General features: G+C 42.5%; 13 protein-coding genes. 11 read left to right on the forward strand and 2 right to left on the reverse strand.

Features of this window, described 5'->3' with window-relative positions; translation table 11 throughout:
• Positions 1 to 10 precede the first annotated feature (10 nt).
• Positions 11 to 1,102: a hypothetical protein gene (locus N2317_06455; protein MCX7817133.1), complete on the reverse strand. Its 1,092-nt coding sequence runs from the start codon at positions 1,100 to 1,102 to the stop codon at positions 11 to 13.
• Between the two features lie 138 nt (positions 1,103 to 1,240).
• Here N2317_06455 and N2317_06460 point away from each other — a divergent pair, with 138 nt between their 5' ends.
• From N2317_06460 to N2317_06470, 3 genes are read left to right on the forward strand one after another with little or no spacing between them, the layout of a single operon-like run.
• Positions 1,241 to 2,497, forward strand: a complete 1,257-nt coding sequence (locus N2317_06460; GenBank protein MCX7817134.1) for a glutamate-5-semialdehyde dehydrogenase — start codon at positions 1,241 to 1,243, stop codon at positions 2,495 to 2,497.
• Positions 2,494 to 3,144, forward strand: a complete 651-nt coding sequence (nadD, locus tag N2317_06465) for a nicotinate-nucleotide adenylyltransferase (GenBank protein MCX7817135.1) — start codon at positions 2,494 to 2,496, stop codon at positions 3,142 to 3,144. The genes N2317_06460 and nadD overlap by 4 nt, the downstream gene beginning before the upstream one ends.
• A gap of 10 nt (positions 3,145 to 3,154) precedes the next feature.
• Positions 3,155 to 3,520, forward strand: coding sequence for a DUF2845 domain-containing protein (locus N2317_06470; GenBank protein ID MCX7817136.1), 366 nt, complete (start codon positions 3,155 to 3,157; stop codon positions 3,518 to 3,520).
• 1 nt (position 3,521) lies between these two features.
• Here N2317_06470 and N2317_06475 read toward each other — a convergent pair whose 3' ends face one another.
• Positions 3,522 to 5,120: a SurA N-terminal domain-containing protein gene (locus N2317_06475; GenBank protein ID MCX7817137.1), complete on the reverse strand. Its 1,599-nt coding sequence runs from the start codon at positions 5,118 to 5,120 to the stop codon at positions 3,522 to 3,524.
• A 169-nt stretch (positions 5,121 to 5,289) separates the two neighbouring features.
• Between N2317_06475 and N2317_06480 the strand changes: the two genes are divergently transcribed.
• From N2317_06480 to atpH, 8 genes are all read left to right on the forward strand, one after another.
• Complete coding sequence (locus N2317_06480) at positions 5,290 to 6,324, forward strand: rod shape-determining protein (protein MCX7817138.1); 1,035 nt, start codon at positions 5,290 to 5,292, stop codon at positions 6,322 to 6,324.
• 80 nt (positions 6,325 to 6,404) lie between these two features.
• Positions 6,405 to 7,223: a rod shape-determining protein MreC gene (mreC, locus tag N2317_06485; GenBank protein MCX7817139.1), complete on the forward strand. Its 819-nt coding sequence runs from the start codon at positions 6,405 to 6,407 to the stop codon at positions 7,221 to 7,223.
• Positions 7,223 to 7,705 (forward strand): rod shape-determining protein MreD, encoded by a 483-nt coding sequence (mreD, locus tag N2317_06490; GenBank protein ID MCX7817140.1) that lies wholly within the window; start codon positions 7,223 to 7,225, stop codon positions 7,703 to 7,705. The genes mreC and mreD overlap by 1 nt, the downstream gene beginning before the upstream one ends.
• A 3-nt stretch (positions 7,706 to 7,708) precedes the next feature.
• Positions 7,709 to 9,556, forward strand: a complete 1,848-nt coding sequence (gene mrdA / locus N2317_06495; protein MCX7817141.1) for a penicillin-binding protein 2 — start codon at positions 7,709 to 7,711, stop codon at positions 9,554 to 9,556.
• Positions 9,553 to 10,662, forward strand: a complete 1,110-nt coding sequence (gene rodA / locus N2317_06500) for a rod shape-determining protein RodA (protein ID MCX7817142.1) — start codon at positions 9,553 to 9,555, stop codon at positions 10,660 to 10,662. Before mrdA ends, rodA begins: the two co-directional genes overlap by 4 nt.
• 224 nt (positions 10,663 to 10,886) lie before the next feature.
• Positions 10,887 to 11,312 carry an ATP synthase F0 subunit B gene (locus N2317_06505; protein MCX7817143.1) on the forward strand — a complete coding sequence of 142 codons (426 nt, stop codon included), beginning with the start codon at positions 10,887 to 10,889 and terminating at the stop codon, positions 11,310 to 11,312.
• Entirely contained in the window at positions 11,312 to 11,908 is a 597-nt protein-coding gene (locus N2317_06510) for an ATP synthase F0 subunit B (GenBank protein MCX7817144.1), read from the forward strand. The genes N2317_06505 and N2317_06510 overlap by 1 nt, the downstream gene beginning before the upstream one ends.
• Entirely contained in the window at positions 11,905 to 12,453 is a 549-nt protein-coding gene (atpH, locus tag N2317_06515) for an ATP synthase F1 subunit delta (protein MCX7817145.1), read from the forward strand. The genes N2317_06510 and atpH overlap by 4 nt, the downstream gene beginning before the upstream one ends.

Genomic DNA, 12,453 nt, shown 5'->3' on the forward strand with positions numbered 1-12,453 from the left:
ATGTTCAGGTTTAATTTTTTTTGTATTTTAATAGCTTAACATGTTTTTTTAATCGGGGGCTCAATGTAACTTCTAAAAACAGGTCCCCGAGGTGACTGCACATATCTGCAGCCTTTTCCCAGTATTCTATCCGTTTTTCTGGATTGTCTATAAAGGTTAGAAAGTCGTCCCTATCCGGCACTTTTTTCATGGGAAGTCTGGCGATAAGTTCTGGACTGGGGTATACAAGTAGCAAGTTCTCCAGAGCTTCACCAGAGGGGAAACGGTTTTTGAGTGTTTTGTCAAGCCACGTTGGGATAATCCTCCCTTGATGTAAGAAGAGTAGGGTTATCTCGTGGTCGCCCGTTGAGTACTGTCTGGCTAGGTGGTAATCCGTAAGCCCACCGTCGCGATACATCCCCCGAGGTGCACCGAATATATCCTTAACGCCTCTCACAACCATGGGAATAGCACCGCTCGCAACCAGGGCATCTTTAAAATTGATTTCTGTAAGCGGAACAACAGTTCCTTGAAATTCTTTCTTAAATGTGAATTTTGGTGGAATCACACCCGTATAAAAAACTACAGGTTCAAAGAAAAATTTCATAAGTCTTTGGTTAATTGCGTTCAAAAGATAGCAGAGCAGGAATCCAAACCGTAAAGCTATATTACTTTCTAGAGAGAGGATACTTTTTGTTCTCGCTGTAATCACTGCGAGTCTGTAAAATTGATTGTTAATCGCGAAGGACAGGGCGTCATCGTCTAAAACGGTATTAATCAGCGAGTACATATTTCTCTGTACACTAGTTGGGTTGTCTTCATGTTCGTATTTGAAACTGATGTATTCTTTGAGTAGTAGTTGATATTTTTTTTCACATTCAGGTTGTATCCACGCACTGAATCTCCATGCACCAGCTGAGGCGCCAGCCAAAAGGAGGGGGTTCTTCTTTCCAAGTAACTTTTCTCTAATCAGCGAAAGGTCAAAACCTGCAGCTATTAACCATCGTGGACCTACGGCTGGACCTACGTAAACCCGGATACTGTCAAAGGTAAATCCTCCGTCCATTATGATAGCATATGCTTTCTCACCAGCCCTGATTCTAAGATCGTCCAAATGACTCAAAAGGTTGCGCCCCCCTTTTTGTTTTTTATAACACCCTTTATTCTTGACAGTTTCAATTTCCTCCTGTTAAGGTTAAAAAAATTGAATGTGAAAAATATCAAATTAGTTTTTTTGTCAACCGCAATGTAGGAGGATGGGATGGGATTGGATGTTCTAATTCGGGAGATGGCAACTAAGGCCAAAGAATCAGCTCGGGTGCTGGCTCAAACTTCCTCTGCCGTGAAAAACGATGTTCTTCTCAGAATTGCCGAGACCCTAGTTGAAAGAAAACTTTTTATTCTTGCAGAGAACGAAAAAGATGTGCAAAACGCAAGAAATTCAGGATTGAGCCCCGCGTTTATCGACAGGTTAACCCTGAAGGAAAGTACAATCGAAAATATGGCTCAAAGCGTGAGGGAAGTGGCTGCACTGCCTGACCCTGTGGGAAAGATAACTTCGATGTGGAGACGTCCAAACGGTCTACTTGTGGGAAGGATGAGGATACCTCTGGGTGTTATTGGTATCATTTACGAATCTCGCCCTAATGTTACTGTAGATGCCGCTGTTCTCTGTTTAAAGTCGGGTAATGCAGTTATACTGAGAGGTGGATCTGAAGCAATAAACTCTAATATGGCCCTCGGCCGTATAATTGAGGAAGTTCTCAGCGATTATCCTATACCAAATGCGGTTGTTCAGGTGGTTCCTGTTAAGGACCGGGAGGCTGTTAATTTGCTGTTGCAACAGGAGGAATTCATAGATCTTATCATACCTCGAGGCGGTGAGGAGTTGATAAGAACGGTAGTTCAGAACTCAAGAATTCCAGTAATAAAACATTATAAAGGGGTGTGCCATATTTTTGTTGATAAGAGCGCTGATTTGGAAATGGCCGTGCGTATTTGTCTCAATGCTAAAGTGCAGCGTCCGGGCGTATGTAATGCCATGGAGACGCTTCTTGTTCATGAAGCAATTGCAGAAGAATTTCTGCCTGTTATGGCTGCTCGTTTCAAAGAAGCGGGTGTGAAACTTAAGGGATGTGTGAAAACAAGAAATATCGTTGAGGGGGTGGAGGAAGCAACGGAAGAAGATTGGTACGCAGAGTATTTAGATCTGATCCTGGCGGTTAAGGTTGTGAGTGGGATAGACGAAGCAATCGAACACATTTCCCGCTATGGCTCTCTCCATACCGAATCCATCATCACTAGGGACTACGATAACGCTCAGCGATTTTTAAACGAGGTTAATTCTTCCACTGTGCTCGTAAACGCATCAACACGTTTTAGCGACGGGTTTGAACTTGGTCTGGGCGCAGAGATAGGAATAAGTACCACTAAGCTCCACGCTTTTGGTCCTATGGGCCTCGAGGAGTTAACAACTACAAAATTCATAGTTTATGGCAATGGACAGGTGAGAACATGAAATGGGGGTTACTCGGGGGAACGTTTGATCCCATCCATTATGGACATTTACGTTGTGCCGAAGAGGTGTTGGAGTTGTTCGGGCTGAACAGGGTGGTCTTCATTCCTGCGGCTCGTCCACCCCACAAATTAAGTGGTGAGATATCACCTTTCTATCATCGGGAACATATGGTCAAGATGGCTATTGAAGACAATCCCAACTTTACATTCTCAGATGTGGAAAAGGTTCGTGGTGGAATTTCCTATTCTTTTGAAACTGTAGAATACATCCTGAATAAGTATTTACCAAATTTAGAGTTGTTCTTTATCATAGGCCAAGATGCATTTCATGCCATACAGACGTGGAAAGAATGGCGAAGACTGCTCCTCATGTGCCATTTTGTTGTTATGACAAGGCCCGGTTATGAGAAGAAAGGGCTAGATAGTATTCTACCTTCTGATTTTGCTATGAATTTCAAATATGATCCCGAACGTGATGGATACAGGGGATCTACGGGCAACTTCATTTACTTCAGAGAGGTTACTTTTCTTGATATTTCTTCAGGAAAGATCCGTCGTCTTGTAAAAGAGGGAAGATCCATAAAATACCTTACACCTGAATCGGTCAGGCATTACATAATGCAGAATAAACTTTACATGGACGTGTGAAGGTAGATCAATGAATGTTAGGAAGATAATCATCTGTGTTGTTTGTGGTTTAATTATGTGCATCGATCAGCCAGTTTTGGCTTTTCGGTGTGGTAGTGGATTGGTAAACATCGGCGATTCTAAGTCAAAGGTAATTATAGAATGTGGCCCTCCAACATATAAGGAAAAGGTAGGAGTTACGGATAAAACGTATTACAGTGGTGATCCTGCTAAAAGACATGGTAAAACACGGAAGAGCAAGACTGTTGAGCAGTGGACGTACAATTGTGGTGAATCTGATTTTATATACCTTCTCACATTTGAGGGAGGAAAACTCGTCAAGGAAGAAACCGTGGGGCGTGGTAAAGGTAAATCTCAGTGTCTGGGAAGAAGATGAATTACAATTCCTTTAGTTCAGGGTGATACTTTATACGACCCTCCTTCTCGAGACGCTCTTTTGTATGTTGCAACCAGCTGCTGATCATTTCGTTTGATTTCACCATTTTGAGTATACTCTTAAGAATTTGTTTTTGCTCTTGGAAAGTTCTTTCATCTGCCGGTTTTCTGTCTTTAAGTTCCAAAACGATGTAGTCCCCACGTGATAATAATGGTTCCTCCGCGTAGGGTTTTTTGGGGCTGAGTGAACTGGCAACCCTGCTTAACTCTAAAGAATTGCCGAAGCTGGCAGGAGGGGCAGCGAGTATTATGAAGAAACCTGTTTCTTCTATGGAAAACCCTCTTGCTTTCCCGATTTGCACAAGTGACTTACCATTTTTCATTTCATTAATGATCTTCTCAGCTTCTTTTTGTGCTAGTTGTCTTGCTTCGCTATGGACAAACTTCTCTCTCACCTTTCCTTTTATTTCACTTAATGATGGTATGTAACCCGGCTTTCTAGCGACCATCTTCACAATGCAAAAACCATCCTTTATAGAAAGGACACCACTTATGTCGTCTTTCTGAAGTTTAGCTAGTATGTTCGATACGTTGTTGATCTCTCGGAGGGGCTTGGGTACGTCCTGTAAGGTGAAGGATGAAGTAGTTTCAACTCTGATACCTCGAGAACTAGCGTATGATTCAAAGTTTTCCTGCTGGTAAATAGTGTCGTGGGCCTTTTTTGCCTCAGCATAAGCCATCTTCATACCTTTGCTTATACGGATCTCTCTCTCAATGGCAATTCTTTCTGAAGGTGTGGGTTTGTCTTTATCCCGAGAGGATTTACCCTTTGTTCGCTTGAACGTTTCTAAGATTTCGTCTTCACTTACTTTTATTTTTTCGCCGTAGTCCCGGGCCATAAAGAGTAAGTACTTGACCTGGAATTGGTCGGGCACTCTGAACTCTGAGGCGTGCTCTTTAAGGAACTTTTCTAAATTTTCGTCTGATACATTTACGTAGTTTTTGAACTTTTCTGGTGAAATTCTGATGTACGTAAGATTTATCAGATCGTTCCGTGATCTAAAGAAGTTATATGCCTCTTCGTCAGTAATGAGTGCTGCTTCCTGAATCAGGTCTTTCAGTCTAGCCGCAGTTATTGATTTTTTCTGCAGGAGTTCAAAATCTTCGGGCGTCAAACCTTGATGACGTAACATCTGCTGATAAAGCTGTTGGCTGAAAACGCCATCTCTCTGAAAGATAGGGTAAGAAGTAATTAATTTGATAATTTCTTCGTCAGATATTCCCAAACCGAGTTTCTTCCCTCTATTTGCAAGTATTTCTTGGAAGATGAGTTGTTCGATAACTTGCTGTTTTAGGTTTAGCGACTTTAGCATCTCGTCATTTAACTGTCCACCAGTCTGTTGGCGATAGAGTTCGATGAGATCTCTATAGGCTTTTTGGTATTCTGTAAGAGTGATTGTTTTTCCCTCAATAGTCACCAAGATGTTGGCCCGATGTCTCCACGTTGTGGAACCGAAGTAGAAAATAAATACCACAATTATAGTTCCCAGTAGGATCTTCATGATCCAGTTACGGGCGTGTTTACGCATAAGTTCTAACATTTTAGGTTTCTCCTTTTAGGTAAGAGGATCAAGCTGACTCGTTCTATTACAGAAGATCAAAAATCTCAACGGAATTTTGCCCAAAAAGGCGTTGCTTAGGTACAGCAAATGAGCTATACCTAGATCCGCTTTTTACGGAGTATAAAACTAAAAAGGAGGAAAAAGGGTGATTTTCGACTTTATACTGGGTAAATTTTCAAACGATCTAGCCATCGATTTGGGTACAGCTAACACACTCGTCTACGTGAAGGGAAAAGGTATCGTTTTATGTGAACCTTCCGTGGTGGCAGTCCATATGGATGCAAGGGGAACTAAAAAGGTCCTCGCAGTGGGGTCAGAAGCTAAGAAGATGGTGGGGCGCACACCAGGAAACATAGTTGCAATTAGACCTATGAAAGATGGTGTGATTGCGGATTTCGATATCACGGAAGCCATGCTTCGCCACTTCATTCTCAGTGTGCACAACCGACGGACACTTGTAAGACCGAGAATTATTGTATCTGTTCCGTCGGGGACGACGCAGGTTGAGAGAAGGGCGGTGAGAGAAACTGTAGAGTCAGCGGGTGCTAGGGAAATATACCTTATAGAGGAGCCCATGGCTGCTGCTATTGGGGCGGGTTTGCCCATTACAGAACCCACAAGCTCTATGATAGTGGACATTGGTGGAGGGACCACTGAAGTTGCCGTCATTTCGCTATCTGGAATAGTATATTCTAAATCGCTGCGTGTTGCCGGTGACAAAATCGATGAAGAAATAGTTCAGTACATGAAAAGAAGATACAGCTTGCTTATAGGTGAGCGAACTGCAGAGAATATAAAGACTACTATTGGTTGTGCCTATCCAGATAAGGAATTGAGAACTATGGAGGTCAAGGGTAGGGATCTGATTTCTGGTATCCCGAAGACGGTGGAGGTTAATTCAGAAGAAATAAGAGAGGCTATTGCGGAGCCTTTGAGCTTGATAGTGGATGTAATCAAGGATGCTCTGGAGAATGCACCGCCAGAACTGGCTGGAGATATTGTAGACAGGGGTATCATGCTTACAGGTGGAGGAGCGCTTTTAAGAAATTTGGATGTGCTCATCCGTGAGGAAACTACTCTGCCTGTGATGATAGCTGATGACCCGCTTTCTGCCGTTGCCAAAGGTGCTGGTATGGCTCTCGATCAGTTGGATATCCTTAAAGAGGTGACTATTCAGGTTTAGTCTATCAAGTTAAATTAATCTTAATCTCTTTAGTACCCTGGAATGTCAGGTGGCAATAGCTTATTTGGATAGAGGTTGAGGTGGTGTTTTCTCGAAAACATCTTTCGTTTCTTGTGATTATTTTTTGCCTCGCAGTATCCGCAACTTTTCTGTCGGCAAGTTTACGTGACCCTCATCCGAGTTTTCTACGTCAGTTAATAGTTGAATTTTCTGCTCCAGTTGGGCGCATTATTCGTTTTCCCGTGGATTACTTGAAGAAGCTATGGGAACGTTACATCTTTCTCGTAGGGCGGGAAGAGGAAAGCCGCAATCTCAAAAAGAAAAACACAGAACTCTTATTTCAGATTCAGATGTACAAGGAAGGTTACTATGAGAGCTTGAGGCTCCGGCATCTTCTTGCCCTCAAGCAACGAATTAAACATCGAAGTATCGCATCCCAGGTGATTTTCAATTATAGGGGATCACCTGTAAGAAGTATTCTGATTGATCGAGGTTCTTCAGATGGGGTCAAAAGAGGTTTTCCTGTAATGAACCATGATGGTGTGGTGGGACGTGTAGTCGAAACGTCGTGGCATACATCTCGTGTACTTTTAATAACGGACAGCAGCAGTAAGATTGATGCTTTAATTGCTTCCAGTAGGATTCAGGGTATACTTCAAGGTTCGGGGGGAGATGTATGTTATTTAAAGTATGTATCCAGGGCGGATAAGGTCAATCCGGGGGATGAGATAATTACGGCAGGGATGAGCGAATTTTTCCCGAAAGGTCTACTTTTGGGGAAAGTCACGAGGGTTGAGGATCGAGGAGGAATGTTTCATTACATTGAAGTAATGCCTGCTGCCAGGTTCTCAAATATCGAAGAGGTTTTAGTTCTGATACCCGAAAGAGAAGGGGAGTAATGTATTATTTTACTTTGTTTGCAGTTGCGTATTTGTTTGTGGTGTTTCAATACGGTATTTTGAGCTATTTTACAGATGGTCGACTAGTGCCAGAAATATCCCTTGTTATTATAGTATTTCTAGGGTTTCATCTTGATACGATAAGGGGTTGCATATTGAGTGTAATAATTGGCTTTCTTGTGGATTGCCTCTTAGGAACTTTAACAGGGTTTAACATGTTCATTTATACATTTGTCTTCTTCCTTTCCAGATTAATTGCCCCCCATGTCTACGTAGAGAAGAGGGAGGCAATCATAGTGGTTACTTTGCTTTGTGCCTTTGGGAAAATGGTCTTAGAGGTCTTTCTCGGAAAATGGGTTTACAACCTGGAAATATCGGGGGAGCTAATTGGTCTTTATTTGGTACAACTTATTATTGTTAGTTATCTGGCGCCCCTTGTATTTGAACTTCTGAGATATTCCCAACAAAAACACAGGGCATAGATTATGCCACTGTTACTCAATGATAGGGACACAACTCATCTGAAGAAACATTATCGTTACATCTCTTTGGTTGTAGTTTCGATTTTTTTTGTTCTTTTTATGCGACTCTTTTATCTCCAGATTTTACGTGGTGACGAGTTTAAATTGCGCTCGGAGTATAATAGTATACGGGTAAGATATCTGAACGCTCCAAGGGGGATAATTAAGGATGCCGAGGACATTTCCGTTGCTGAAAATCAGCCTTCATTTGATCTTATTTACGTTTCAAAGAGTAAAGAAGAAATAAAAGATGTGCTGGAGAGGATAAAGGCGTTGTATTCACGTTATGGACTAACTCTGGAAGCCGATCGTGATTTTTCTGGGAAAACGAGGCCTTTTTCCCCGGTAATAATAGAAAGAAATCTAGATTGGCGGAAGATAGCGATTCTCGAAGCCCACGCGCTTGATATGCCAGGGTTCATTGTAGAGGTGAGTTCGATTCGCAAATATCTGGAAGGAAAGGCGATGGCCCATGTTGTCGGTTACACAGGCGAGATAAACCAAGAGGAGTTAACTCTTGGATCGATTGACGGATTGTTGCCGGGTGATCTTGTGGGCAGATCAGGAGTAGAACAATATCTTGATGGTTACCTTAGGGGAAAACCTGGTGTTGAGCAGGTGGAGGTTGACGTGTATGGAAGAGTGGTACGCACGTTGGGGAAAATTGATCCGGTTGCGGGTTGCAATGTAAGGCTTTTCATTTACGCTCGGCTCCAGCGTGTGGCGTATGAGGCTCTGAATGGTAGAGCAGGAGCAGTTGTAGCTCTTGATCCCCGAAATGGAGCAGTTCTAGCTTTGGTTAGTTCTCCCTCATTTGATCCGAATGCTTTTGCGGGGGGAATTACTAAAGATGAACTTCAGAAGATTCTCAAAGATCCGTTAAAGCCTTTTGAAAATCGTGCTGTTGCAGGGCTTTATCCACCGGGGTCAACGTTCAAGGTTATAGTTGCAGCTGCTGCCCTTGAAGAGGGAATAGTTACACCGATTTCACGGTTTTTTTGCAATGGGACGTTTGATATTGGAAGTTGGCTATACCACTGTTGGCAAAAAGGGGGTCACGGTTGGGTAAGTCTACATCGTGCTATTGTGGAATCATGTGACGTGTATTTCTATAATCTGGGTAGACTTTTAGGGATAGATAAAATTGCATACTACGCGAGGAGTTTTGGGTTGGGTTCGGTTACAGATGTTGATTTGCCCAGAGAGAAGGCAGGGCTTGTTCCGTCAGATGAATGGAAGAAGAAGAGATTCAAGGAACAGTGGCGTTTAGGAGATACCATTGCTGTTTCCGTAGGACAGGGATACAATCTTATAACTCCCCTACAACTTGCAGTTACCTATGCGGCTTTCGCAAATGGAGGGACTTTATGGAAGCCGCGTATTATAAGTGCTATTGAGACCCCTGATGGGCAGATATTAAAAAATTTTCCTCCGGAAATAAAGGGAACAGTTCCCATCTCCAAAAAAAATATGGAACTTATTGCAACAGCCTTAAGGGGCGTGGTTAATGAGGATGGAGGAACGGGAAGAGCGGCAAAAATAGTCGGCATTGAAGTAGCGGGAAAAACTGGAACAGCCCAGGTGGTGTCCATTGGCCGGAATGGCAATCCAAAGACGCATGCAGGCAACTTACAGGATCATGCCCTTTTTGTTGCTTATGCACCTTATGATAATCCAGAAATAGTTGTGGCTGTCATTGTCGAACACGGAGGAAGTGGGGGAGCTGTAGCTGCGCCTATAGCTAGGAAGGTAATTGAGACATATATGCAGATAAAAAAAGATAAGATTTCCGAAGGGAGATTGGAGAATTGAACTTGGTTCGACGTTTTTTCTCCCATTTTGATTTTGTCCTCTTTCTCTTAGTTATGACTATATGTTTGGTTGGAGTGCTTAACATCTACAGTGCGGGATTTAATATCTCTGATGTAAAAGGGTCCAATAATTATGTACGACAGCTCCAGTGGGTTCTTTTAGGTGTATTTGGCATGATTCTTACTTATTCGATTGATTATAGAACAATTAATTCTTGGGCGTATGGAATATATGGCTTTGCTATTTTTCTACTTATACTAACTTCACTTTTTGGTTATACCACTCACGGTGCTAAGAGGTGGATTTATTTTTCGGGGTTTACCTTTCAGCCTTCAGAACTTGTAAAACTAGCACTCGTTTTAGCTCTAGTAAGGTACTTTCATGATCATCCGACGGAAAATGTTTATTCATGGAGGGAACTTGTAATTCCTTTTTTGATGACGGCGGTGCCCTCATATATCATTCTTAAGCAGCCGGATCTCGGCTCTGCTCTTATGCTTATTATAATTTTCTTCAGCTTGGTAATTTTTGTAGGTGTTCGCGTGAAAGATTTTGTCTTAATCATGTTTCTTTTAATTTCCATTAGTCCTCTTTTCTGGTTTTTTCTAAAAGAGTACCAGAGAGGACGCATATTGGCTTTTTTGAATCCGGAAAGAGACCCACTGGGTACGGGTTACCATTTGATACAGTCGATGATAGCTGTGGGTTCAGGTGGTTTTTTTGGCAAAGGCTTTCTTAAGGGAACCCAGACTCAGCTTAAGTTTCTGCCAGAGCAACAGACAGACTTTATCTTTTCAGTATTCGCAGAGGAGTGGGGATTTTTAGGGAGTGTTTTATTACTTTTTCTCTTTTTGATTCTGATTCTATGGGGATTGAGAATTTCCATGCATTCCAGGGATTATTCAGGTAGTGTACTGGCATTCGGTGTTACTGTTCTCATCTTTTGGGGAATAGTGATAAACGTGAGTATGGTACTGGGTTTGCTGCCAGTTGTGGGGGTGCCGTTACCTTTTCTGAGTTATGGAGGGTCAGCGATGCTTGTTAATATGCTTGGTGTAGGGATCTTACTTAACGTAAGTGGTCACAGGTTTCGATTGCAACCATAAACTTCAAGGCAAAATTTACTTGACATTAACGTTCACTTATGTTTAGTAGTGCGCGCTTTTTAGGAGGGTGGAGGTGAGTTGGAGTTTTTTTCCAGTTTCCGCTAGTGGGTTGAAGATTTGTGATAGAGAACGTTTAGTATGTGGATATGTGAGTAATGTTAAAACGGGTGGGGTGGAATCTCCACTCGTTTTTTTTGAATAAACGTTTTTAAGAGGTTTTAGCTGTGGTTGATATAAATGCAAGCCTTTGGGTACAAATGGTTAATTTTGTACTCCTCATTTTTATCTTGAATTACTTGTTGTATAAACCTCTTCTGGGCATAATAGAGAAGCGCAAGAAACAGTTAGAAGATGCAGATGAGGAAGTTCGCCGATTGCAAGAAGCGGTGGAACAGAAGATGGCAGAATACGAACAGAAGCTTGCCCAAGCGAAGGCAGAGGCGCTAAACAGAAGGGCGGAGCTACTGAAAGAGGCTACAGAAAAGGCTAAGCTCATCATGGATGAGCAGCGTGCTAAAGTTCCAGTTATGATGGCCGAGTTCCAGAGTAAGCTTGCCCGGGAGATCGAGGAGGCAAGGAGGTTACTTACCGATAAGGTACGGATGATTTCTCAGGAAATAGTGCAGAAGTTACTTGGAAGGAGTGTTTGATGATGGGCATAAGACCCCATAACAACGTATGGGTTTGTTGTTTATCCCTTCTATTTCTATTGCTTCTTGTGGTTAGTGTTTACGCCGCAGGAGGTGAACATGGTGGTGATAAAAAGGCGGAGTGGATAGATTTTGGTTGGCGCCTTTTGAACTTTGCGGTTCTCGTAGGTTTTCTCTATTGGCTCTCGGCTAAGAAAATTAAGGAGTTCTTTGTAACACGGAAGGATGATATAAAGATAGCGCTCGATAGGGCTGAGAGTGCTAGGAAGGAAGCTGAGGAGAAATATAAAGAATATACGGTACGGTTGGCAAAGGCAACCGACGAAATCGCTGGTCTTGTGAAAATGATCGAGGAACAGGGATTAGCAGAAAAGGAAAAAATTATTGAAGATGCTAAGGTGGCCGCTTTGAAAATTGAAGAGGATACTAAAGCGAGAATGGAGCAGGAATTTAAAACTGCCACAATTGAGCTTCGTAAGGAGGCGGTTAAGCTCTCGGTGCAGATGGCGGAAGAAATATTGAGAAGGGAGATTACACAGAAGGACCATGAGGCATTGGTCCGAGAATATTTGGATAAGGTGGTGGTGAAGAATTGAATGGTGGAAATACAGTAGCAAAACGTTATGCAAAGGCATTTTTCGAGGTAGCTGAGGAGCAAGGCAGGATAGAGAAATTCTACGAAGAGTTGAGTGTTTTTCTTTCATTAATTCAAGAGAACAAAGATTTCAGGGAATTTCTGGCTAATCCAATATTCGACCAGCATGAAAAAAGGGTAGTAGTTGATACAGTCCTAGGCATGATGAGTGTGTCGGATGTAACCGCTAATTTTCTGAGGCTTCTTACGGATAAACGCCGTATAGTTTTGCTAAAGGAGATAGTTGACAGTTACCGTGATATGATGGACGAAGCCCTTGGTATTGTCCGTATTGGTGTTATGACCGCTTTTCCCCTAACGGATGAGCTGAGGGGAGAGTTGCAGTCTAAGCTAGAGATGCTGACCGGAAAGAGAGTAGTTATGACTGTAGTCGAAGACAGATCATTGCTGGGAGGAATTGTGGTTCGTATTGGTGATACCGTGTATGATAACAGCGTCAGAACCCAGCTTAACAATATAAGGAATCTTTTGTGGGAGGAAAGATAG

It is taken from the genome of Syntrophales bacterium, assembly GCA_026417625.1.
In the GTDB taxonomy this organism is placed as follows: domain Bacteria; phylum Desulfobacterota; class Syntrophia; order Syntrophales; family UBA8958; genus JAOACW01.

Coding starts and splice junctions, on each gene's coding strand:
- N2317_06460 (MCX7817134.1), top strand. CDS start 1,241: ATGGGATTGGATGTTCTAATTCGGGAGATGGCAACTAAGGCCAAAGAA.
- nadD (MCX7817135.1), top strand. CDS start 2,494: ATGAAATGGGGGTTACTCGGGGGAACGTTTGATCCCATCCATTATGGA.
- N2317_06470 (MCX7817136.1), top strand. CDS start 3,155: ATGAATGTTAGGAAGATAATCATCTGTGTTGTTTGTGGTTTAATTATG.
- N2317_06475 (MCX7817137.1), bottom strand. CDS start 5,120: ATGTTAGAACTTATGCGTAAACACGCCCGTAACTGGATCATGAAGATC.
- mreD (MCX7817140.1), top strand. CDS start 7,223: ATGTATTATTTTACTTTGTTTGCAGTTGCGTATTTGTTTGTGGTGTTT.
- mrdA (MCX7817141.1), top strand. CDS start 7,709: ATGCCACTGTTACTCAATGATAGGGACACAACTCATCTGAAGAAACAT.
- N2317_06510 (MCX7817144.1), top strand. CDS start 11,312: ATGATGGGCATAAGACCCCATAACAACGTATGGGTTTGTTGTTTATCC.